The sequence below is a fragment of the Terriglobus albidus genome (assembly GCF_025685425.1).
Taxonomy (GTDB): Bacteria; Acidobacteriota; Terriglobia; order Terriglobales; family Acidobacteriaceae; genus Terriglobus; species Terriglobus albidus.
In genome coordinates, this window is the sequence record NZ_JAGTAS010000025.1 from 1 (window position 1) to 22083 (window position 22083).

The 22083-nt window shown below is 57.2% G+C and carries 20 protein-coding genes; 11 read left to right on the plus strand and 9 right to left on the minus strand.

Features of this window, described 5'->3' with window-relative positions; genetic code table 11:
- Positions 1-288: 288 nt before the first annotated feature.
- The 3 genes from OHL21_RS03895 to OHL21_RS03905 all read right to left on the minus strand — a co-directional run bounded on the left by OHL21_RS03895 (position 289) and on the right by OHL21_RS03905 (position 3021).
- A complete protein-coding gene (locus tag OHL21_RS03895) occupies positions 289-1149 on the minus strand; it encodes a membrane protein insertase YidC (RefSeq protein ID WP_263415934.1) in 861 nt (286 codons plus the stop codon).
- A gap of 294 nt (positions 1150-1443) precedes the next feature.
- Positions 1444-1776, minus strand: coding sequence for a hypothetical protein (locus OHL21_RS03900; protein WP_263415935.1), 333 nt, complete (start codon positions 1774-1776; stop codon positions 1444-1446).
- A gap of 231 nt (positions 1777-2007) precedes the next feature.
- Complete coding sequence (locus OHL21_RS03905) at positions 2008-3021, minus strand: methyltransferase (protein ID WP_263415936.1); 1014 nt, start codon at positions 3019-3021, stop codon at positions 2008-2010.
- Positions 3022-3245: 224 nt separating this feature from the next.
- Here OHL21_RS03905 and OHL21_RS03910 point away from each other — a divergent pair, with 224 nt between their 5' ends.
- Positions 3246-4265, plus strand: coding sequence for an alcohol dehydrogenase (locus OHL21_RS03910; RefSeq protein WP_263415937.1), 1020 nt, complete (start codon positions 3246-3248; stop codon positions 4263-4265).
- 429 nt (positions 4266-4694) lie between these two features.
- Here the strand turns inward: OHL21_RS03910 and OHL21_RS03915 are convergent, their stop codons facing one another.
- The 3 genes from OHL21_RS03915 to OHL21_RS03925 form a co-directional block, all read right to left on the minus strand.
- Entirely contained in the window at positions 4695-5516 is an 822-nt protein-coding gene (locus tag OHL21_RS03915; protein WP_263415938.1) for an alpha/beta fold hydrolase, read from the minus strand.
- Positions 5517-5757: 241 nt separating this feature from the next.
- Positions 5758-8100 (minus strand): xanthine dehydrogenase family protein molybdopterin-binding subunit, encoded by a 2343-nt coding sequence (locus OHL21_RS03920; protein WP_263415939.1) that lies wholly within the window; start codon positions 8098-8100, stop codon positions 5758-5760.
- Complete coding sequence (locus OHL21_RS03925; RefSeq protein ID WP_263415940.1) at positions 8097-8630, minus strand: (2Fe-2S)-binding protein; 534 nt, start codon at positions 8628-8630, stop codon at positions 8097-8099. The genes OHL21_RS03920 and OHL21_RS03925 overlap by 4 nt, the downstream gene beginning before the upstream one ends.
- Before the next feature lie 413 nt (positions 8631-9043).
- Here OHL21_RS03925 and OHL21_RS03930 point away from each other — a divergent pair, with 413 nt between their 5' ends.
- Positions 9044-10672 (plus strand): M28 family peptidase, encoded by a 1629-nt coding sequence (locus OHL21_RS03930; protein ID WP_263415941.1) that lies wholly within the window; start codon positions 9044-9046, stop codon positions 10670-10672.
- A gap of 78 nt (positions 10673-10750) precedes the next feature.
- On the opposite strand, the gene OHL21_RS03935 is transcribed toward OHL21_RS03930, so the two are convergent.
- Both OHL21_RS03935 and OHL21_RS03940 read right to left on the minus strand, forming a co-directional pair.
- A complete protein-coding gene (locus OHL21_RS03935) occupies positions 10751-11239 on the minus strand; it encodes an AAA family ATPase (RefSeq protein WP_263415942.1) in 489 nt (162 codons plus the stop codon).
- A gap of 29 nt (positions 11240-11268) precedes the next feature.
- A complete protein-coding gene (locus OHL21_RS03940) occupies positions 11269-11715 on the minus strand; it encodes a hypothetical protein (protein ID WP_263415943.1) in 447 nt (148 codons plus the stop codon).
- 184 nt (positions 11716-11899) lie between these two features.
- Between OHL21_RS03940 and OHL21_RS03945 the strand changes: the two genes are divergently transcribed.
- The 8 genes from OHL21_RS03945 to OHL21_RS03980 all read left to right on the plus strand — a co-directional run bounded on the left by OHL21_RS03945 (position 11900) and on the right by OHL21_RS03980 (position 20085).
- On the plus strand, positions 11900-12739 hold the full coding sequence (locus tag OHL21_RS03945) for a hypothetical protein (RefSeq protein WP_263415944.1): 840 nt from the start codon (positions 11900-11902) through the stop codon (positions 12737-12739).
- 362 nt (positions 12740-13101) lie between these two features.
- Positions 13102-13536: a hypothetical protein gene (locus OHL21_RS03950; RefSeq protein WP_263415945.1), complete on the plus strand. Its 435-nt coding sequence runs from the start codon at positions 13102-13104 to the stop codon at positions 13534-13536.
- A 104-nt stretch (positions 13537-13640) separates the two neighbouring features.
- Positions 13641-14579 carry an aldo/keto reductase gene (locus OHL21_RS03955; RefSeq protein ID WP_263415946.1) on the plus strand — a complete coding sequence of 313 codons (939 nt, stop codon included), beginning with the start codon at positions 13641-13643 and terminating at the stop codon, positions 14577-14579.
- Between the two features lie 71 nt (positions 14580-14650).
- On the plus strand, positions 14651-16429 hold the full coding sequence (locus tag OHL21_RS03960) for an MOSC and FAD-binding oxidoreductase domain-containing protein (protein WP_263415947.1): 1779 nt from the start codon (positions 14651-14653) through the stop codon (positions 16427-16429).
- Positions 16430-16930: 501 nt separating this feature from the next.
- Positions 16931-17257, plus strand: a complete 327-nt coding sequence (locus OHL21_RS03965; protein WP_263415948.1) for a hypothetical protein — start codon at positions 16931-16933, stop codon at positions 17255-17257.
- Between the two features lie 105 nt (positions 17258-17362).
- A complete protein-coding gene (locus OHL21_RS03970) occupies positions 17363-18436 on the plus strand; it encodes an oxidoreductase (protein ID WP_263415949.1) in 1074 nt (357 codons plus the stop codon).
- Between the two features lie 66 nt (positions 18437-18502).
- Complete coding sequence (locus OHL21_RS03975) at positions 18503-19450, plus strand: 3-keto-disaccharide hydrolase (RefSeq protein WP_263415950.1); 948 nt, start codon at positions 18503-18505, stop codon at positions 19448-19450.
- Between the two features lie 164 nt (positions 19451-19614).
- Entirely contained in the window at positions 19615-20085 is a 471-nt protein-coding gene (locus OHL21_RS03980; RefSeq protein WP_263415951.1) for a hypothetical protein, read from the plus strand.
- Positions 20086-20120: 35 nt separating this feature from the next.
- On the opposite strand, the gene OHL21_RS03985 is transcribed toward OHL21_RS03980, so the two are convergent.
- Positions 20121-20480 (minus strand): VOC family protein, encoded by a 360-nt coding sequence (locus OHL21_RS03985; RefSeq protein WP_263415952.1) that lies wholly within the window; start codon positions 20478-20480, stop codon positions 20121-20123.
- A gap of 284 nt (positions 20481-20764) precedes the next feature.
- Here OHL21_RS03985 and OHL21_RS03990 point away from each other — a divergent pair, with 284 nt between their 5' ends.
- Positions 20765-22021: a glycosyltransferase gene (locus OHL21_RS03990; protein WP_263415953.1), complete on the plus strand. Its 1257-nt coding sequence runs from the start codon at positions 20765-20767 to the stop codon at positions 22019-22021.
- The last annotated feature ends 62 nt before the right edge of the window (positions 22022-22083 follow it).

Genomic DNA, 22083 nt, shown 5'->3' on the forward strand with positions numbered 1-22083 from the left:
TTCCCAGATTCCCACCGCCTCCACCACTACCTGAGACAAAAAAATGGCTCACATTCATAAACCTACCGAGCAAAAAGTGTTACCCATCTGCCCGGTCTAAACTGTTACCTATCTTCCAGGCTGCACACAAGACAGTCGCGCTAATGCGCGAACGGGTGGCAGCCGTGGACTTAGTCCACGGTTTACCGCCACTAAAAGGCCCAGGGCTAAAGCCCGTTTAATTTTTACTTCATCCGTGGGCTGAAGCCCACGACTCCCACCCGTTTCGAACCACACTCGAAGGTCCAATCAACCCACACTGCCCGCCGGTAACCCTCCCATCTCCTTTCCTAAAGGTGAAAGGTTAATCACGGCTTGGGTCGCGATCGAGAAGATACTGCCTGTCAGTGCATACAATGCCAACCCCGAGGCGTAGTGCCAACTAACGTAGCCGAACCCGATCGTCATCAGACAGGCCATGGTCTTTTGTTGTTTTGCATCGACCCCAGGCGACGGCGTATACCACTGCATCAGCAGTTGGAAGACAACCATGAGGATCGGCAGAATGTGATACGGATCAGCTGAGGAAAGATCATGCAGCCATAGCCACCCTGCACCGTGCAGTGCGGCTGCCTTCCGTAACATCCCGAAGAAGGCAAATAAAAGCGGCATCTGGAGAAGCAGAGGGATACATCCACCAAAGACATGGATGCCATTGTCTTTCTGTAGCTTTGCGATCTCAGCAGCCATGTCGTTGTGTCGTGGGTCTGTCAGCTTGACTCCCTTATAGCGGGCCTTGATGTTCTCGATCTCCGGCTGTATACGTCGCATCTTAAAGCCGCTTCGCATGCTGGAGATACGCAATGGCAGGATCAGCAGATTGACTCCACCGGTAAGCAATACGATCGCCCAACCCCATGAGCCATCCCACCCCGCAGCCACATGGGATTGAACGAACGCCAGCACGATAAAAAGCTCCTGCTCAACGAGGTTCATCGACACGGGAGCAGGCGAAGCGACTTCCTCGGTTCTCTTGTTGTCCGGGGCCTGCTGTCGTTGCGTGATCGGTGCAGGGCGCCGCTGAAAGCTGAAAAACATCGCTGCTATGAAGACCAGGACTATGTACAACCGCACGCCATTGTCCTGGCGCGGGTTTTTAAACTCCGCCATAAATCTCTCCTCTCGCGGACACACGGCGGTCGGCACATGCCACGGCCGTGTGCGCGTTGATGCTCTGTGGGTACTCGCGTCCGCATGTCAGCCGAAGGCGGAAAGCACGCGGATATGCCTTCGCAGACAGCACGGCACTGGACTGGTCATCTACACCAGAACGGTCATGACTGCTGTAGCACTAGCGCATTTTCCCTGTTGCTGGGTATCCCGGAAGGGCGTGCAGCGGCGTTTTCATTGCGGAAAACGCCCATAGATGCGGAAGCCCTACACGACACCTACAGGGAAAAAGCACTAACGAGAAAGCGATGGAGGAGGAAGCTGGAAACGGAAGGGAAGAACCAGGGTGGTTGTGGGCAGGCAGACGGCGACCGGCTGTCTCACCACTCGTCGATAGAGACCAGGTGCAACCAGCACGCCAAGCCGATTACTAAGGCTTGTGGCAATTGCTTCATGAATCGACGAGGAGGAGCTAACGATGAAAAGGACGAGGCTTGAGAAGATCAGGAAACCGGCAATTGCCACCAGTCCGCTGACTGCGGACTCTGAGAATCGGCCCGTCAAGTAACCGACAAACAGCGATAAGCTCAATGCAACATGCAACCGGCGATATCGATGCGCATCCATGGCTCAGCTTCTCCGAGGCAGTTTGAAGGTACCATGTCATGCAATGACCTGCAACGGTCTTACTGCCATTGGCAGCCCGCGAAGCCAGCAGGAAACGGTCGCACTTAAGCGCGATACCCACGCTCTACCCCAGCGAACACGTTCGCCGGGACCCCACCCTTCGCGATAAAGCCGCGAAGAATGGGGCAACGGGAGTATAGCCTCACCAACTTTGATGCCAGATGCCAGAATCTAAGGCTTCGTCGCCAGTATCAGCGGCGACGGCCCAGGAGCATCGAGCGTACGAGCATCGACGAAGCCTGCTGCGTTCAGCCACTTGCTGATTTCTTCGAATGAGAAAGCATCGCCGTCCTCAGTGTTGACCAGCATGTTGACGGCGAAGATCAGCGATCCCGGAGGTCCGGTGCGATCGGCGTTGACCAGGAACTCAGCGATGACGATGGTGCCGCCCGGTTTCAGCGCATCGAAGGTCTTCTTCAGCAGTGTCTGGCTGTGAGCCGCGCCTTCGCTGTGCAGGATGTGGCCCAGGGTGGCGACGTCGTAGCCGCTGCCGAAGGGTGTTGTGTTCAGGTCACCGGCAATGAAGTTGTAGCGTGCGGTGAGTCCGAAGCGCTCTACCATGGCGCGTGTCGCGGGTAACACGCCCTCCCAATCGAAGGCTGTTGCTTCCACGTTTGGCCCGCTCTGCATCAGGCCGATACTCCACACGCCGGAGCCGGCGGCCAGATCGAGTATGCGTACCGTGCCCTCGCGCTTGCCCAGGGCGAGATGCGCAGCCAGCACCTGGGTCGCCGCATAGCTCATTGGGAAGATGTCATGCACGAAGGCCTGGAAGAAGGCGGCGCCATCACCCTCTACGTTCACGGAGCGCGCCGGCTTACCGGTCGCGACCACTTCATTCAGCCCCAGCCACTTCGGGAGAAGCTGCCGGCTGATGTGTTTGAACATCCCGCCCTGGAAGCTCGGCTTTGTGCTCACAAGAAAGGCCTCGCTCTCCGGAGTGAGCCTGTACTTGTCGCCGCTGCGCTCCAGAAGGCCCAGGCCGACGAGCAAATTCATGATGCTGCGCAGACCGCGCTCGGAGGCTCCGGTGGCGGCCGCCGTTTCGGTGAGGGTTTTGGGTTCGCCATCGAGGACATCGAAGACATGATGATGGATGGCGGCTTCGATTGCGAGCGTGGGGGCGTAGCCCCAACCAAACTGCATGATGCGTTCGGGGGTAACGGGTGCAGGTGTCGTACTCATGGTCGATCATCTCCTTTAATAACGCGGTGGCTGCATCCCATGGAGCAAAGCGCAGAGGGATGGATGGGAGCACAAAAACAAGGAGCCGCCATTCTGTCACAAAGCATGCAGGGCGAACAAAGGTGTCTTCGTGAACCTTCGGTGAAGGTTCCTGGGAATGAGGCAAAGTTGACGCCACTTTCGTCTGCCCGGCATCAAACCTGTGAAATACAAGGAGAGGGGCCGTGGCCAAAACAATGAAGGTTGCGCAAATCAGTAAGCCGGGCGGAGATTTTGAACTGGTAGAGCGTGAGATTCCTCAACCAGGCGCAGGGCAGGTCCGGGTGAAGGTCGAGGCCTGCGGCATTTGCCACAGCGACGTACTGGTGAAAGACGGCGCCTGGCCTGGGCTGCAGTATCCCCGGGTGCCGGGACACGAGATCGCGGGCCGTATTGATGCTGTCGGTGATCGGGTGACGACCTGGAAGGTCGGAGACCGCGTCGGTGTTGGCTGGCATGGTGGACACGACTTTGTCTGCGACCAATGCCGCCGGGGCGACTTCGCCATGTGTAACAACCGCAAAATTACGGGTATCGACTTCGATGGCGGCTATGGCGAATATATGATCGCACCGGCGGAGTCGCTCGCGGCCATTCCCGATGGATTACCGGCGGAGGAGGCCGGTCCGTTTATGTGCGCGGGAGTCACGGTCTTCAATGCCCTACGCAATGCGGGTGCCCGCGCCGGTGATGTTGTCGCCGTGCAAGGCATTGGCGGGCTTGGGCATCTGGGTGTGCAGTACGCGCGCAGGATGGGCTTCGAGACCGTTGCGCTGGGCCGGGGCAAAGACAAGGAAGCACTGGCGAAGAAGCTTGGTGCGCACCACTATATCGACTCGGATGTTTCCGATACAGTTGCGGAGTTACAGAAGCTCGGTGGCGCGCGCATTATTCTGGCAACCGCTCCCAGCGCAAAAGCGATCTCCTCGGTAGTGGAAGGGTTGGGGATCAATGGGAATCTGCTCGTCCCGGCTGCGCCGAATGATCCATTGAGCACGAGCGTGTTTCCGTTGATTATGGGCCGGCGCCAGGTGTCCGGGTGGTACTCCGGCACAGGGCGCGATTCGCAGGACACGTTGAAGTTCAGCGCCCTGAGTGATGTTCATCCGATGATTGAGAAGTATCCTCTGAGCGAGGTTGCGGCAGCGTATGAGCAGATGCACAGCGGCAAAGCGCGGTTTCGTGCTGTGCTGACGATGAGTTGATGGGTGGACTGGAAGGCCTATCCATTGTTGTATTGGGTGGGAGCAGCGGGCTGAAACTTGCTGCTTCCACGATTTAAGCGATGACCTCAGCGGCTAAAGCCGCGTGTCTTTCTGCACTGCCACGGCATGGCTAAAGCCATGCTCTTAAGCAAGGCATTCGCGCTTCGCGCGAACGGAAAACCGTTTGTATAGCATCTATTCGCGAACCGGCTTTCTATGGGACATACACCTCAGTCGTGAAGGAAAGCAGGGCTGGATCAAGCATTTGTTTTGCTTAAGGGCACGGCTTTTAGCCGTGCCGTAACAAGCCCGAAGAAACGCGGCTTTAGCCGCTGAGGTCAAATCCATCTCGGAGCGTGGAGTTTCTGGAAGATTGAAAAACAAAAGGCGCCGAAACTCACCCAGCTCCTAACCCTTTCCAAAAATTTCTCAACAAAATCGCTGCCAGAAATCGAGCACCGCGGCGACGATCGCCTCCGGTGCGTCCTCCTGGACCAAATGTTTTGCATTCGGGATGACGGTAAACGAAGCCTCAGGAATTCGTCGCGCGAGCTCCTTTCCGTCGTTTAATGGAATGAACTCGTCCTGCTCTCCCCAGAGGATGGCGACAGGACAGCGGATCTCACCATAGCGGTGTTCCACCTCCTGGCTGTAGGTGTCGTCCATCTGAGCGATCTGTCGCCAGAATGCTTGCTTCCCTTCGTCGCCAAGCCATGGATTCAGATACAGCCGCATTTCGGCTTCGCTCAACTGCCGCTTGATTGCTGCACCGATATACGCCCGCAGAATGGCTTCGTGAATATAGGCAGGCAAGCCGGTGAATATTTGCTGATGTGCTTTGGCTGCCTGCACCAGCGCCGATCCCTGTGGGCTGATGGCTACCGGATCGACGAGCATCAGACTGCTGTATTCCACGCCGTTCAAGAGATGTGCCCGTAACGCGGCCGAGCCGCCGAAGTCGTGAGCTACAACAGCGGGTCTTTGAATGCCCCAGTGATGGATCAAAGCGGTAAGCAATTGGTTCTGCGTGCTATGCAGAATGTCCATGTCCGGCTTTGCCGAGTCGCCGAAGCCGAGCATGTCGTAGTAGTAAATCTTTCTATATCGCGCCAGCCATGGCACGATCCGGCGCCATTCCACGGATGAAAATGGAGATCCGTGGATTACGACTGCCGGAGGGCCGTCACCGAGTGCTCCCCAGGCTACTTGATGGCTTTCGTATTCGAATCGCTCCGGTAATTGCCAGTCCAAACTCACCTCATATCGCACGCACATGTGTGATTGATGACGGGCGATAACGGATGCCTGGTCCGAAGACGATCTCTTCGATACTGGTGTGCGTGAGCGATCGCGGCGACGTTCGCTGGGAGCAGCGGTGTCCCCAACCAGCATCGCCGGATGAGGTGTTCAGCGGGCTTTTAAGCCCGCTGCTCCCACCCAAGTGCGCTCACGAATCGACCGCCCACAATACTCCCGACTAATCGCGGAAGCACTATGAAGCAGTTCTTACAGTCTTCAACAGCCCACTCACATAAGCCGGAGTCAGCGGGATACGACGGGGATGAATCCCCGTAGCGTCATGAAAGGCGGCCGCAATTGCCGCAGGGCACACTGCATTCGCCGGCTCGGAGCCTCCGGCGTAGCCCTTGTCGTCGCGGGAGATCTGCACCGTTTTGATCTCCGGCATCTCTGCCATGGTCAGAATCTTGTAGCCGCTCCAGTTGGTGCTGGTGATCTTGCCGGTGTCGAAGGTGACCTCTTCTTTCAAAGCTTCGCTGATGCCCATGACAACGCCGCTGAGCATACAGCGCTCAAGCTGGCGAGGATTGATGATCTTGCCCACGTCTGCCCCGATGGTGAACTGTGTCACCTGGATCATCCCCGTGGAAGGCGTAACGACAATCTCAGCAATGCCAACCCAGCACCCGTTCTGACGGATCATCAGGCACATTCCGCGTCCATGCAGTTGCTTCCCATCTTCGCTGCGGGCCATGGGATTCGGAGATGGCCGCGGCTGCCACTCTGCCGCCTTGGCTGTCGCCTGCACCAGTTCGATCACCCGCTGATCTGAGGTGTGCGCCAGGCGAAACGCGATGGGATCCATACCTGCTGCGGCGGCCGCTTCATTAAGAAGCGATTCGAGAGGGAAGTTCTGCTGCCGCTGACCGGGCGTGCGCATAATGAGTCCGCGCATACCGACTCCACTTGGAGCATCGCTACCAAGGTTAGGTCTACCGTAGGCCTCTTCCCGGCGATGTGGAATGCGGTCATAGGGCCACTCCGTCGCAATCCAATAACCCGGCTTCGGCTCGCTGGTGGGCATGCCGGCGAGGATCGCTCCAACAATGCGGGCATCGTTCGATTGGCATGAGTAAAACGAGCTCTTGATGGCAGTGATCCGGTTGTTCGCATCGAGGCCACAAGCGATCTCTTCTACCCAGCCGGGAGAACTGGCGGACCATGCGAAGTCATCCTGCAACATCCACTGCACGCGTACCGGCCGATGCAGCATTTGAGAAAGGATCGCGGCATCACCCTCGGCTCCGTCTCCTCCAAAGGTCGTCCGGCCGAACTGCCCGGCATGATCGAGCCAACGCATCACGACCTTATCGAACGAGATGGAAAGCGTATTGGCGATCTGTGCTCGCAGGCCCTGCAGATTGGCCGAGTGAGACCAGACCGTTGCAGAGCCATCTGCGCGAACGTCGGCCAGCGCCACAAACGGGCTGATAGGAGCGTGCTTGATAAAGGGCTGCTCGTAAATAGCGGAGACCTGTTTTACAGATGTGCTGAGCGCAGCGGCAGTCTCCTCGATACTTCCCTTCCCTTCCGAGGGTGCCTTCCACGGATAGCTGCGCAGGAACCCCGTCAGCTTGTCACTGCCCGGAAGTCCCGCCCATTCTGTCCACTTCGTCGTGGAGGCAACGGCGCGTGAGGCACTGATGGCCTCCCACTCGTTGGGTGAGACCACAGCAACCAGGTTCTTCTTCACCACAACCTGTGCATTGGGGAACTTCGTCTTGTCGAGCGTACCTGCCGCGATCAGCGTCGAGCCCAACGTGGGAGGACGCACCACGCGGGCATGCAGCATATTCGGCAGTGCGACATCGCACATCCACTGCGTGCGGCCCATTACCTTGTCGGGGATGCCGGGCATCGGGTAGGAGGTGCCCACGACCTTATACCCACTCATCGGCCGCATCGGGGGATTGCCCAGCACGACCAGACCGTCGAGCCCGGAGAGGCCATTCCACGACTTCGGATCGACGCGAGCGGCTTCACCCGAAACAGGGATGGTGAGATCGAGCTGCTGGTTGCGGACAAGCTCTGCGTAGCTGATCTTTCGTCCATCGCCCGAGACGACACCGTCGCTGACCGTGAGCTGATCCACTGGAAGATGCAACTTCTCCGATGCCAGGCGCAGCAGCGCCTGATAGGTGTAAGCAGCCACCTTGCGGAGATTCTCAGCGCCGGTGAGAAAGCCGGCCGAGAAGCCACCGTCAGGGGTGCGGTCGGTATCACCCATGATGAGGGAGATCGTCTCGGGCCGGACGCCGAGCTCGTCGGCGACGATCTGCGGGTAGAAACCACTCATGCCGGTACCGATCTCAGCGCGGCCAGTGCGGACGAGAATGCTGCCGTCATCATGCAGCTCAAGCCAGGAAGCAATCGGCATCCGTCGCTGCGGTACAGCTTGCGATGCCTGTGACGTAAGCCGCGGCGTTGCCAGCGACACCATCAGCACACCGCCGGTCTTGAGAAAACCGCGGCGAGTCAGCTGAGGCAGAAACTCTTGCGAAGGAACGGTGCTCGACACCGGAAGCATGATCTTCATGACGATCTCCCATCCGATGTCATCACCGTCGACGCTCGCTGCACCGCACGGATGATCGCGGCATAGGTTCCGCAACGGCAGAGATGCGGCGATGGAGGCTTATTCGTATACGCATCTTTGATCTGCGCAACGCTGGGCGTTGGGTTCGCGGCAAGCAGCTCGACGGCGGCAATCATCATGCCGCTCTGGCAATAGCCGCACTGCGGAACCTGTTCGTCGATCCATGCTTGCTGCACCGGATGCAGCGTCCCCGCACCCACGGCGGCACCTTTGCTCTGCGCCCAAAGCGCGGGAAGCCCTTCGATGGTGACGATTTTCTTTCCGCTCATAGCTGAGACAGGCGTGATGCAGGAGCGGACTTCCGCTCCATCGACCAGGACAGCGCAAGCGCCGCACTGCGCCATGCCGCAGCCATAACGCGGCCCGGTACAGTGGAGCTCATTGCGCAGCACGTAGAGCAAGGGGGTCTCAGCCGTTGCGTGGACGGAACGCTCCTGCCCGTTGACGTTGAGGATGAGCTGATCTGCCATAAGCGATGCTCCTTGAGGGCCGTGTTCAAACCCGGCCGCCGATAAGAACTACATTGTGATACTAATCAAAACACCCTGTCAAACAATGGGGTACCGATAAATGGGTGCCCCATATCTGGCAGTTTTATCGCCAGATGTGGGTTTCCCAGTACAAAGCTAGACAATGTCCTGCAAAACCCACATCTCGGCGTAGCCGAGATATGGAGCACCCAATCGTGGACTCATTGAGTTGGGGGTCCCCCCTCTGTTGCGTCTCAGACGCAGATTCGATAGGTTTGACCCATTACAACAATTTGAAAATCATCCCGCGACAGCATTCATCGCTGGGCTCGCAGGGGATTTCTCCAGCTTCTGTCCCTCGGATTCCTTTTTGTCCGCTTTAATCAGATTTCTCTTCGAAAGCGAGAAGTTCCATGAATCTGTATCGCATCATGCAGGCCGCCGCCCTGGCCGCGGCGCTGCTGGTTATTCCACCCGCCGCCGCGCAGGAACAGGCAGGCGACAAGGTTGATCTGGATGTTCTGGCGCAGATCAAGCACGAGGCCTTTCAGAACTCACAGGTGATGGAAAACCTTTACTACATCTCTGAGGTATACGGTCCGCGTGTCAACAACAGCCGCAATCATCGCGCGGCTGCGGAGTGGGCCATGCAGCAGATGAAGGCCTGGGGACTGAAAAACGTCCACCTGGAATCATGGGGGCCCTTCGGCTATGGCTGGCAGATCAAGAAGTACTACGGTGCGCTGGAGTCGCCGGCCTATGCCGCGCTGACCGGCTTCCCGCTGGCATGGACTCCCGGCACCGATGGGCCCATCACCGCCGATGCAATATGGGCGCCCATTCATTCGAAGGATGACTTCGCCAAGTACAAGGGCAAGCTGAAGGGCAAAATCGTGCTGATCTTCGATCCGCCTCAGCTCAAGCTCCACTCCACAGCCGAAGCTGCGCCCAGCCCGACCGATGAAGAGATCGAGGCACGCGCCAAGACTCCTCCGACCGGTCCTCGCGGTGGAGGCGGCCGCGGCCGTGCCGGAGAAGGAGATTGGGATTACACCCCGACCTCGCTTGCGCTGTCAGGGCCGAAAGGTCACACGCTTCGCAATGAGGTCAATGCCTTCCTCAAGGAAGAAGGCGCAGCCGTCGTGCTGACGCCGGGCTATAACGGCGACGGCGGCACGGTCTTCTCAACCTACGGTGGATCTGAAGATCCGAAGGATCCCGTCCCACCGCCGATGGTGGCGGTTACGCCCGAGCAGTACAACCGCGTCGTTCGCCTGCTGCAGCATGGCACCACTCCGAAGCTGACCTTCGACATCCAGGTCGACTACCAGAAGAGTGACCAGATGGCCTTCAACGTCATCGGAGAAATTCCGGGCACGACCAAAGCTGATGAGGTCGTTATGCTCGGCGGCCACTTCGATAGCTGGCAGGGCGGCACGGGCGCGACCGACAACGGCACCGGCTCCTCGGTCGCACTGGAGGCTGTACGCATCCTGGCCACACTGCATAAACCGATGGCCCGCACCGTCCGCGTTGCCCTGTGGGGTGGCGAGGAAGAAGGCCTCTACGGCTCCATCGCCTATGTGCAACAGCACTTTGCGCAGCGCGACACCATGAAGAAGACTCCGGAGTATGACAAGCTGGACGTCTACTTCAACGACGACTCAGGCTCTGGCCGCTTCCGTGCCGTGTCGGCGCTGGGCAATCCGCAGCTTGCGACGATCTTCAAGTCCTGGATTGAACCCATCAGGGACCAGCACATCGTTGCCGTAATCGGCGGCACGGAGTTCAAGCCAACCGCGCAGCCCGGCGGCACCGACTCCACCAGCTTCTCCTGGATCGGCCTGAACGGCATCGGCTTCCAGCAGGACCCGCTGGAGTATGGCACCCGCACTCATCACTCCAACGCGGACCTGTATGACCGCGTGCAGAAGGACGACGTGATGCAGGGCTCTCTGGTCGAAGCGTGGTTTGCCTACAACGCAGCTACCCGCGCCGAGATGCTGCCGCGCATTCCAACACCGGAGCCGCTGAAGAAGTAACCGAGCAAAACACAATAAGAAAGGGTAAGGCGTAAGCCTCACCCTTTCTTATTGCCCTCGGCGGCAAACAAGACACATTCAATGGTAAGTAGTGATCATCAGACCTTCGTCAGGGTGAGGAGGCTGGAACCATTTGCAAATGCTGCGGAACTCTTCTTCCGTGGTACTGGCAAAATAAAGTCCCTCGGGTTGTCTTGCATTTCGATCCAGAAGGCGATGCAGACATTCGTCTTCGCTCACATCCAGAAAATGCAGATGATGCGGACTACCGGCTTGCACCGACAAGCCTTTCGCCCATGCACGTTCCCTGACGGTGTTACCGGCGAAATCCAATACGACGGAAGCTCCGGCTCGCAATGTGTCCACGATAAGAGGCTCCATCACGGAACGGCAACGGCGAGACCACTTCAGGTAGTCCTCGAATGAGGAGATCCCATCGGATAGCCGTGAAAGCCACACGTCTTCGCAAAAGAACACGGCCCGATTCTCGGTAGCGATTTTCCTCGCCAGTGTCGTCTTACCGGCTGCAAGCCTGCCCGAGATGAAATGGAGAGTTCCTGGCGACATGGTCAAGACTTACGTCCTGTTGGACATCGTTATGGCTGGTGGTCACCGTTGCTGGCAGTTCTTTCCGCCTCGGCTCGAACGTCATAGAAGACATCATGGAGCATCTCACCGTTCTCTGGATTGATCACGGTCCGGTTGCCTTTTTCATCCATCGCAATCAGCTTGAATGAGCCCTCGTATGATCCGATTCCGTCCAACACGTTGAGGATTGACACGGCGGAGAGCTCGGCGCACTCCTGCAGGAGTTCTTTCACAAGCTCCCGACCATTGTCGTCAAGATCATGGAACCAGCGCGCCCGGCGCTGTTCGGTCTCCGCGCGAGCATGCAGGGACATACCTACGCTTTTGTCGACCTCGGAGGTCCAGGCTTCCATCGGCATAGTCGGTTTCGGATGCAGCAGCTCCTTCAGGATCTTTTTATACGGGGCGTCAATCGCTTCACGTTGTATGACTTCAATAAACTCACGTGCATCCATCGTCGATTTCCTTATCGCATTTTCCCTGTTGCTGGGTATCCCGGAAGAGGAGTGCAGCGGCGTTTTTCATTGCGGAAAACGCCCATAGATGGAAAGCCCTACTCTACACCTACAGGGAAAATACTCAGCGTAATTACCATTTTGCAGCATTCCACATCCCTCGTAGAATTCTGCCGGAGGAGACATGCGCCTATACGTTGCGCTTCAGCTTGGCATCTCCACTTGCCTGATCTTGGGGCCACGCCCAATCCTGTCGCAGGATGTCTCTCACTCACTGGACGAGATCTTAAATAAGGCCCAGGCGAATATTGAGAGTTATCGCACCTCCGTGCCCAATGTGTACTGCACCGAACACGCAGTTGCCAACCGGAAAATCCCGAACTCTTCACCGGGACCTGCAAGTTCAACGCCAGCCAGCCGCGCAGCCACCATCGAGGATTCCGCTGAGAGCTCAGCCATCTTCCGCCTGAAACGGCTGCCGCAACCTTCTGAAAACGGCATCTTTGAAGAGTCGCGCATCTCACAGCACGTTACTTACAGTTCAGATGCGCCTGGGTATGAAATGTTTGGCATCCCGGCCCTTCTTTATGGAGTCTTCAGCAACGGCCTGAATATTCTGTCACCTGAAGCAAGGCAGTGCTTCTCGTTCAACCTTCGTAAGGTAAAGCAGGGTAAGCCAATTGTGGTTGAGTTTGCCGACTTACCCGCCGATCAACGAGCAGCAGGCTGCCTTGCCTTCCAAAACGCACGCGGCGCCATCCAGATCGACCCCGAGACCATGCACGTCGCGCAGATCGAGAGAAGCGTTCCCCGCCAGGTGCTTGTCGGAGATATCAAGGGAGAGTGGACTTGGAAAGAGAAGTACTCTCCAGTCACTCTGATGGGAAAGACCTTCTGGCTGCCGAATTCGATTACATCGCGAAGCGTCTCATCCGATCAGCGGAGCGTTTGGACCTTCGATGCCACATATAAGGACTACCATCTCTTCTATTCCACGACCCGCATCCTGCCTGACAAGCCATAGACAATCACGTGGATACAGTCTCACCATTCCAAGCTATCTATAGACAAATTCGTTCTGTCGTTTTATTAGAACTTTTGGGGTGTTCTCGCCGACCCTAACTCCGTGAGCGTGGGGCACCCCGGAAGGATGAGAATGAGCGCTGAAGGCGCGCTCTATACCAGCCTGTGGCAGCAACGCCCCAGGTTTCAATGCCCACAAGCTCTAAATGGAACTGAAGGCCGGCCCTATAGCTCCGCAGCGAAATTCGGATCTCTAGATATGCTCAAGCCTTTGATACTCAGGCACCTCAATATTGAATCCACAACAGTAAGTGTGATATAATACTAAAGTCAGTTTAACGTCAGAACTTACTATGAGGTCTTATGTCTATCTCACAAGACGCTGTTGCATCGTTCTTCCAGAATTTTGCAGCCAGCAGCAACTCCAAAGACACACCGTCCGAAATCTCACACTTCGCCAATGTCTTCGTGGCTGCGGGGCCAGCGGGTAGCGCAGTCGTCAAAGTGGAAGACTTTGAGAAGGTGCTCCCAAAAAGAAGGCAGCTCCTGGAAGCCTCCGGCCTTGTGCATACCTCACTGAAATCCTTTGACATTACCGCTGCAACAGACCGCCACGTCGTCGTGAACAACACCTGGGAGATGGATTTCGAAACACAGACACACGGTCGGGTCACGATACCGGTATCCGCCACCTTCACGATCGACATGGCGACTGATACGCCCAAGGTGCTTGTCTATCTCGCACATCAGGACATCCTGCAAATTCTTCGGGATCGCAGCATGCTGGCCGGTACCTAGTACAAAGTACTTTTTAACGATCGAAACCTGCGCCCAGTTGATAGCTTCTGGCATCAGGAGCTTAAGGAGCTTAGTGCGACGTTACCGAGGCGCGGAGGTACCCCATGCATGAATCGCTCGATCTTTCGATGACCACGATCCCGCTCAAGCATGCTGCGGGCCATATACCGGCGCTTGGATTCGGTACTTTGATTCCTGACGCGGCTGAAACAATAAGTGCGACCAGAGATGCGCTGCGAGCCGGGTTCCGGCACTTCGATGCAGCAGAACGTTATCGAAACGAACGCGAGGTAGGTGAGGCATTACAGGCTGGTCTCACCGCCGGAGAGGTCACCCGGAACGATATCTTCGTAACCACGAAGTTATGGAATACCAATCATCGGCCCGAACGTGTCGGACCGGCTTTTGAGGCGAGCCTGCACAGGCTCGGGCTTGACTATCTGGATCTCTACCTCATTCACACACCATTCGCATTTCAACCCGGAGATGATCAGGATCCGCGAGATCAGAACGGTAATGTCATTTACGACAAGGAGATAACGTTGCTCGATACGTGGCGAGCGATGGAAGCGCTCGTGGATGGCGGCAGGTGCCGGGCCATCGGGCTCTCGGACATCACGCTGGAAGGGCTCTTGCCGATCTATGAATCTGCGAGGATCAAGCCTGCTGTTGTCCAGGTCGAGTCACATCCCTATCTGCCGGAGATAGAACTTTTTGAGTTCTGCAAACAGAACGGTATCGTGTTGCTGGCGTTCGCACCTCTGGGTCATGGAATGAGGCCCGGGCTGCTGGAAGATCCGGTCATCTTGTCGATCGCGGCGCGCGTTGGAAAGACTCCGGCACAGGTCCTGCTGGCATGGGCAGTCCAGCGCGGCACGGCTGTACTCACCACACCTAAAACCGCGACGCGCGCAAAAGAGAACTTCGATATCTCCGACCTACCCAAGGATGCGTTTGACCAGATCAACAACATTCAGACAAGACAGCGACTCAATTCGGTGGTGCACACCGGCGTGCCCGGTTTCATTGCGCGAGCTCAATGATATTGGGTAGGCGATGTTAACCCTGCTGACTCGGACCACGTAAGACAACGCACCGCAAAAATGGAGGGAGCATGGCGAAACTGCTCTCAGTCAATGTCGGCCTCCCACGTGAGATCGAATGGCAAGGCAAGCGGGTCTACACCGGAATCTGGAAGCGTCCTGTCTCGGGCCGTGTCTTCGCCCGCCGCTTGAACCTGGACGGCGATGGCCAGGGAGATCTCGCAGGCCATGGTGGCGAGCACCGCGCCGTCATGGTCTACCAGATCGATGCATATCGTTATTGGGAGAAAGTGCTCGGCCGGAACGATTTTGAGCACGGGCAGTTCGGGGAGAACTTCACGGTAGAAGGTCTTGCGGATGACGAGGTCTGTATCGGCGATCGCTACAGGATCGGCGGCGCGGTCTTCGAGGTGACACAGCCTCGCGTTACCTGCTACCGGGTTGGAATCCGCATGAACAATCCCCAGATACCTGCGTTGCTCGTCTCGCATCGCAGACCGGGATTCTATTTCCGGGTAATTACGGAGGGCGAGGTCGGTGCGGGCGACGAGATTCAGAAGGTCGCCGATGGTCCCGGGCGGATCACCGTCGCCGAAGTAGATGCCCTGTTGTATCTACCGAATCATGATCCCAAACGCATCGCGGTTGCCGCCGGCATTCCTGCGTTGAGCGGTGGATGGAAGACTTCCCTTGAAGAATTACTGAAGGCAGACGAGAGGGGCGTGCATAGCGGAAACGCCGGCCTTACCTCCTCCATTGCATCTCCTCCACTGTGGAATGGCTTTCGGATGCTGCGCGTCGCCGCAGTGCACCAGGAGACCAGCGAAGTAAATTCCATCGTGCTGGAGTCCGCCGATGGCTCGCCTCTTCCGGCGGCACAGCCCGGGCAGTATCTTGTCTTGCGGCTTTACCCGGATAAGGGCTCGCGCCCTTTGGTGCGCAGCTATTCCATCTCAGGCGCTTGTGATGCCGGAACCTACCGCATCAGCGTAAAGCGAGATACAGGTCCGGGCAGCAGATACATCACAGATGTAACCCAGGCCGGCGACATGCTTGAAGTCAGTGCTCCGCGTGGCGAGTTTGTATTGCGTCCTGGGAAGCGTCCGGTTGTTCTGCTGAGCGCAGGTATCGGCGTCACCCCGGTCTTATCGATGCTGCATGCTCTTACCTCCAGGAACGCAGCCTCTCATCGCGAGGTGTGGTGGATTCACGGGACACGTAACGCCCAGATGCATGTGTTTGCCGACGAGGTTCGTGGCCTGCTGAACACAATTCCCGGAAGCCATTCGGTGATTGTCTACAGCAAAGCGGACCCTGCAGATCGGCTCGGAAAAGACTTCGATATCGCAGGGCGCCTCGACCTCGATCGCCTGCAAAAGCTCGGCATGCCTCTCGACGCCGATTTCTACCTGTGCGGTCCTGCGGGTTTTCAGAACGACATCACCCACGATCTAAGTTCTCTGTCTGTTCCGCAGGAAGCGATTCATCAGGAGATCTTCGGTTCAATCGGTTCTATCGAGCCAGGAGTCGTGAAGCCAGGAGTGGTGAAAAGCAAGATCAAACTTCCACATCCGCCACCTGACTCAACTGGAAGCGGACCGTTTGTCTCGTTCACTCGCAGCAATCTAACGGTGCCGTGGGACAGCAGATTTCGCAGCCTGCTGGAGTTCGCCGAAGCCTGCGATGTCCCTGTGCGATGGTCCTGTCGCACCGGCGTCTGCCATATGTGCGAATGCGGTTTGCTGAACGGCAAAGTACGCTATGCGCCCGAGCCGCTGGATCAGCCGGCGATCGGGAATGCACTGATCTGTTGTTCGACGCCGGAATCGCAGATTGATCTTGACTTGTAACTTCGTAGTTAGCGACGCGAGACGGCGCATCACCGTTCTCGATCTAACCGGATTAATTCAAGCGTATCGCCAGATTTGAGATAACCCATGCACCGGGCGCCCGATGTCCCCTTAGGGACGTGGGCATCGCGCTACGCGCGACCGTTTTCGTTTGTCATTTCGTAGCGAAGCAGAGAAAATCTGCTCCTCCGCGGCCTGGTTAAACGATCTGCGACAGTTACAACCCATAAAAGAGGACTATAGAGCGGGCCTTCAGCCCTTAGTCTTTCAATGTGCCAGCAACCTGGGGCGTTGCCCCAGGCTGGTATAGAACGCGCCTTCAGCGCTCTAAGCTGAACGGCAGACCAGCGGGCAAACCCGATTTACCCTTAGTGGATAGGTGAGAACATTACAATGGTCATCGCGCTTTGTATCGGAGCCCTCTCAGGCGTATTAGCTGTTATCGCATACCAGCGGAAGCGATCGGCACACTTCAAAGCCCTGGCGAGTCGGTTCGGATTCATGTATCTCGGAAATGCTCTTCCGAAATCACTCACGGTCTCTGGCACAGACATCGCTAATCTCTCTTCGGTCTGGAATGTAATCGACGGCGAGCGCCAGGGTGTGCGAGTCGTCGCTTTCGACTGCAAGATCGGAACAGGTAAAGGAAGCCGGCGCCGGACTGTCATCGCTGTTCAGAGACCGGATGAAGGCTTAAGATATCTGGCCGGCAATCTTGAACTACATCGTTCCAATGACTGGAGCTTGCTCTATGGACCACGAGCTTCGATGATCCAGCCCGGCTTGATGCCTGTCACAGAGCTGAGCGGATACATTGAAGCCCTGTAAATGACGTCACATGTGCTCACTCTTTCGATCGGATCGGAGGATCATCCCGCAGACCAGAAAGCACGCCTTTGAAGAATTACCCACGCATAGTGCACGATGGTAGAGATGAGTGAGTTTGTGAACGTTGGTCTTATCGGTTATGGATACGCTGGTCGTGTTCTACATGCTCCATTAATTCAGGCAGTTCCTGGTCTGCGTCTCACCACCGTCGCCTCTTCCAAAGGTGACCAGATCCGCGAGGCTTTGGGAGACGTCCGCGTCTGCACGCCGCAGGAGCTGATTGCCGACGAACAGATTGACCTGGTCGTCATTGCCACTCCCAACACCGAACACTTTCCGCTCGCGATGGCGGCGCTTGAGGCAGGCAAGCACGTTGTGGTCGACAAGCCGTTCACGCTCGATCTCGCCGAGGCAGAGAAGCTGCGCGCCGCTGCCCTTCGCAAAGACCGCATGCTCACCGTCTTCCATAATCGCCGCTGGGAGAGTGAGGTTCTCGCCATCCAGGAAGTGCTGCAACGAGGCATACTCGGCCGGATAGCGCAGTTTGACTGCCACATGAATCGCTACCGCCCCGTCGTCCGCAAGCGATGGAGAGAGGACGCCGGACCCGGCGCCGGACTCTGGTTCGATCTTGGTCCACACATGATCGACATGGCGCTGCACTTCTTCGGCCTGCCCCAGCAGATCACGGCTTCGTTCGCGATCCTGCGTGAAGGCGGACAGACCGATGACTGGGCGCACGTCGTCCTCAGCTATCCGGACAAGCGCATCGTCCTCGAGGCCATGAACCTTGCTTCCGGTTCGCTGCCTCGTTCCATCCTTCATGGAACGCAAGGCACCTGGGTAAAGTATGGTCTCGATACGCAGGAGGCACAGTTGCAGGCCGGCATGTCTCCCCTTGACCCGGCCTTCGGTATTGATCCTGTACCCGCGGTCTTCTACGCCGGCACAGGCGAGACCGTGGAATTCGCCACGCCTCGCGGGAATCAATTGCCGTTTTATGAAGGCGTGCGCGACGCTATCCTGCATCGCAAACCCGCACCTGTCTCCTCGCGAGATGCCCTCGCGGTCATGGCCGTTCTTGAGACTACCTTCCGATCAGGCGAACAGCAGCGCACTTTGCCGCTTGAGTTCAAGCTGCCGCAGGAGCCGGAATGGGGTGAACCAGGACGCCAGTAGAGGTTCATGCTTTCTTCAAAAAGCGCAGGTGACATATCAGGGCCGAAAAACGGTACACTCAAACGCGTGAAAACGAAGATCCTGTTTGCATCTATCCTGGCGGCCGGACTGGCCTCCACCCTCACCGCGCAAGACGCCAAGGCATTTCTCGGCCGGTGGGATATGACCGTTACCCCCGCCACCGGCAAGCCTTATCCGCAATGGATCGAGCTTACGGAGAACGGCGGCAAAATCGAAGGCCGCGTTCAGCCAAGGGGAGGCGGATGGCATCCGATCTCGGACGCCCACATGGAGTCGGGCAAACTGATCGTGGCTGTGGGAGAAGCAACGAACTGGGAGCTCACCTCCCCCAGCGCGGGCAAGCTGACCGGCGTTGAGAAGCACGGCGCCACCGACGGCCCAGCGCTTGCCGGTGTGAAGGCGCCTTCGCTTGATCGGCCGATGCCAAAGAAGTGGACCAAGCCCAGGCCTCTGTTCGACGGCAAGGATCTGAAAGGCTGGGAGCCGATCGGAAACGTCGATAACAACAAGTGGGTCGCGCGCGATGGCGAGTTGGTAAACGATAATCCGGAAGTTCCCGGTCAAAAGACCCACGGCGCAGCCAACATCATGACCACCGAGAAGTTCCAGGACTTCAAACTGCATATCGAAGTGAACTGCCCGGAAGGCGGCAACAGCGGCATCTATCTGCGCGGCCGTTATGAGGTACAGGTGGGTACCGAGGGTGGCAAGCTGCCATCGCATGAGATGGGCGCGATCTACAGCCATTATCCGCCGCCAGCCGGCTCAGAGCTTGGGCTTGGAAAGTGGACGGCCTTTGACATCACCCTGGTCGGCAGACATGTCACGGTTCTGCGCGACGGCAAGATGTACCATGACAACGTCGAGATTCCCGGCCCTACCGGAGGCGCTCTGGATAGCAATGAGGCCGACCCCGGACCGTTCTATCTGCAGGGCGATCACCACGGCGTCATTCGATACCGCAACATCACCATCTCCGTTCCGGCGAAGTAAGGCCCTGTTCTGAAACGCACGGCTGCCGGCTGCCCTGCCAGTGATATCTATCTGGCAGGTAGCCGGCTGATGCGTTTAAGCTGCCTCACAAGCAGTCGCGATTGATGCCGGAATAGCACCATAGACGTCCAAACCTGGAGAGCACTCAAGGAGAACCGAGCGCCATGCAAACCTGGGCGATAGCCTTGCTCTTTGCATTTCTTTCATGCTCCAAAGCGTTGACGCAGGTCTCAGCAACCTTCTATCTGGAGAAAGACGTCATCAAGCCGGGACAGACGGCCATCGTTCACTTCAAAGTGACAAATTTAGGAGCATCTCCCTACCTGTTGGACACCACAGGCCTTCCCAATCAACCGTCTTGCTCCGGTTATTTGTTCAAGGTCTTGCGTCAGCCAAGTTCTACCGCTAATCCAAATGGACCGCTGGCTAGCACCTGCGTCATCAATGGACAGTTCCATCATGTGTCCATCGCTCCGGGGGTGACCTACGTTCAAGACCTCGATCTCAGCCTATATCTCGATCTTCGAGTCAGAGGAGAATATACGATCGAGGTGGCCCATCGTGCTGTGCCATGGTCGGGAGGTACTCATGATCTGGCGAATGCCAAAGCTGAGTTGAGCTTTCGTGTTGAATAGGCATCCGCGATGTGCTCGTTGCTCGGCATCCGTCATCAATCGATAGGCTGCCAAAGCTCGATACGATTTCCTTCCGGATCGGTGACCCAGCCAAACTTTCCGAAATCGTAGCTCTCGCGCTTTGGATCGACGGTGACGCCCTCGGCCATCAAGCGATCGAGCACTCCATCAAGGTCATCCACTTGAAGATTCATCATCGCCTTCTGTACTGGAGGAAAGTACTCGTCCTCTTGCTTGAAGAAGGAGACGATCACCCGAGCCTGCTGCGTCGGCGCGGGAAATGAGAACGCTCCGTCCGCCTTCACCAGGCCGAGATGCCGCTCATACCACTGATAGAGAGCCTTCGGATCATTCGCCCGCAAGAATGCTCCGCCAAAGCCGGTAATGGATGCCATGCAGTCTCCTATGAGAAACGTTATCCATAGCTTACGTCTGGCGAATGACAGTGTACCGGATAGGTTAAGAATTTGAGGTATGCCCTACCAGCCTAGAGCATTTTCCCTGTTGCGGGGTATCCCGGAAGAGGAGTGCAGCGGCGTTTTCATTGCGGAAACGCCCATGGATGCGGATACTTTGGACTACACCTACAGGGAAAATGCTCTACTGACGTTGACACTCCGGGGCAGGCTCTCGTCGAGACGTTCAGGCTGAGCGACAATAGCGTCGAAAGGATTTTCTTATGGGCTCACCCACGATCGAACTTTCCATGATCGTGAAAAATGGCGGCAGCAGTCTGGAACGGTGTTTAAAGAGCGCACGCTCCATTGTGGATCGCATCGTCATCGGCGACACGGGATCTACCGACGACACCGCCGAGATTGCAAAGAGGTTTGGGGCTACGTGGATGCCCATTCCCTGGAATGAAGATTTCGCCGAAGCAAGGAACATGGTGCTGCAGCAGGCGACCTGTGACTGGATTCTTGTCCTTGACGCCGACGAGATGATGGACCCGCAGAGCGCCGAGCTTCTGAAGAAGCTGGTCGCAAAGACGGAGATGGCCGCCTTCGATGTGGTGCGATGGAATTACGTGCGGCAGGCCAATAGTCGAAGCGGCGCGGAAGGAGCCCTGGTAAATCCGCGCATTCTGCCGGAATCGGCTACCTTCCCTGCTTATGTCACCACCATCAATACCCGTCTCTTCCGCCGGAACCCTGAGGTCCGGTTCGAACGCCCGGTGCACGAGACGGTTGTCTATCGCGTGCAGGAGCTCGGTCTCCCCATTGGCCAGGCGCCCTTCGTCATTCATCACTTCGGGCTCGTCGACGATAACGAGAGCGTTCGCGATGCCAAGAACGCACTTTATCTGGAGATCAACAGGCGACATTTTGAGGCTAATCCCGAAGACAGCAGAACGGCCTACGAACTGGGCTGGGCCGAGTTGGAGTTCTCCAAAGACCCGCAGCGAGCCCTGGACATATTGATTCGGGCCATCCAGTTGGACGAGTCCAATATGGACGCCGTCATTCTGGGCGGGGTTTGCCTGCTGCGCATGCAGCGTTATGAAGACGCGATCCAACTGCTCTCGCATGCCATGGCGAGGAATGTGACCAGCATCGTCCTGTACGAGACTTTGGGAGACGCTCGTCTGCACTTGCAGCAGTATGAGGAAGCCGCGCATGCCTACAGCACGGCTCGCAGGCAAGGCGGAGCGACCGCGCTGATTCTTGCGAAGTATGGAGTATGCCTGATTCATCTGGGCAAGACGCAGGAAGGAATAGAGATTCTCCGTCAGGCCTGCTCGATGGAGCCCAAATACCCGGAGCTCCTGGATATTGTGATTGCCGGCGCTGTGGCGATGAACGAACTCGCCTTTGCCGCCGAGATCGCACAGCAACGCCTGGAACTTCCAGGGGCAACTGACCTGCATCGCTCGATTGCGGACTATTTAGAAGAGGAGAAGGAACAGCCAGGGATTTCCGCCTCGCCCGCCCCTTAGGCACATGGGGCAGCACATCTTGCTCTGTCCGCATCTGAAATTGCTACAGAACGGAGGACGAT

Coding starts and splice junctions, on each gene's coding strand:
- OHL21_RS03895 (WP_263415934.1), bottom strand. CDS start 1,149: ATGGCGGAGTTTAAAAACCCGCGCCAGGACAATGGCGTGCGGTTGTAC.
- OHL21_RS03900 (WP_263415935.1), bottom strand. CDS start 1,776: ATGGATGCGCATCGATATCGCCGGTTGCATGTTGCATTGAGCTTATCG.
- OHL21_RS03905 (WP_263415936.1), bottom strand. CDS start 3,021: ATGAGTACGACACCTGCACCCGTTACCCCCGAACGCATCATGCAGTTT.
- OHL21_RS03920 (WP_263415939.1), bottom strand. CDS start 8,100: ATGAAGATCATGCTTCCGGTGTCGAGCACCGTTCCTTCGCAAGAGTTT.
- OHL21_RS03925 (WP_263415940.1), bottom strand. CDS start 8,630: ATGGCAGATCAGCTCATCCTCAACGTCAACGGGCAGGAGCGTTCCGTC.
- OHL21_RS03930 (WP_263415941.1), top strand. CDS start 9,044: ATGAATCTGTATCGCATCATGCAGGCCGCCGCCCTGGCCGCGGCGCTG.
- OHL21_RS03935 (WP_263415942.1), bottom strand. CDS start 11,239: ATGTCGCCAGGAACTCTCCATTTCATCTCGGGCAGGCTTGCAGCCGGT.
- OHL21_RS03940 (WP_263415943.1), bottom strand. CDS start 11,715: ATGGATGCACGTGAGTTTATTGAAGTCATACAACGTGAAGCGATTGAC.
- OHL21_RS03945 (WP_263415944.1), top strand. CDS start 11,900: ATGCGCCTATACGTTGCGCTTCAGCTTGGCATCTCCACTTGCCTGATC.
- OHL21_RS03950 (WP_263415945.1), top strand. CDS start 13,102: ATGTCTATCTCACAAGACGCTGTTGCATCGTTCTTCCAGAATTTTGCA.
- OHL21_RS03955 (WP_263415946.1), top strand. CDS start 13,641: ATGCATGAATCGCTCGATCTTTCGATGACCACGATCCCGCTCAAGCAT.
- OHL21_RS03960 (WP_263415947.1), top strand. CDS start 14,651: ATGGCGAAACTGCTCTCAGTCAATGTCGGCCTCCCACGTGAGATCGAA.
- OHL21_RS03965 (WP_263415948.1), top strand. CDS start 16,931: ATGTATCTCGGAAATGCTCTTCCGAAATCACTCACGGTCTCTGGCACA.
- OHL21_RS03970 (WP_263415949.1), top strand. CDS start 17,363: ATGAGTGAGTTTGTGAACGTTGGTCTTATCGGTTATGGATACGCTGGT.
- OHL21_RS03980 (WP_263415951.1), top strand. CDS start 19,615: ATGCAAACCTGGGCGATAGCCTTGCTCTTTGCATTTCTTTCATGCTCC.
- OHL21_RS03985 (WP_263415952.1), bottom strand. CDS start 20,480: ATGGCATCCATTACCGGCTTTGGCGGAGCATTCTTGCGGGCGAATGAT.
- OHL21_RS03990 (WP_263415953.1), top strand. CDS start 20,765: ATGGGCTCACCCACGATCGAACTTTCCATGATCGTGAAAAATGGCGGC.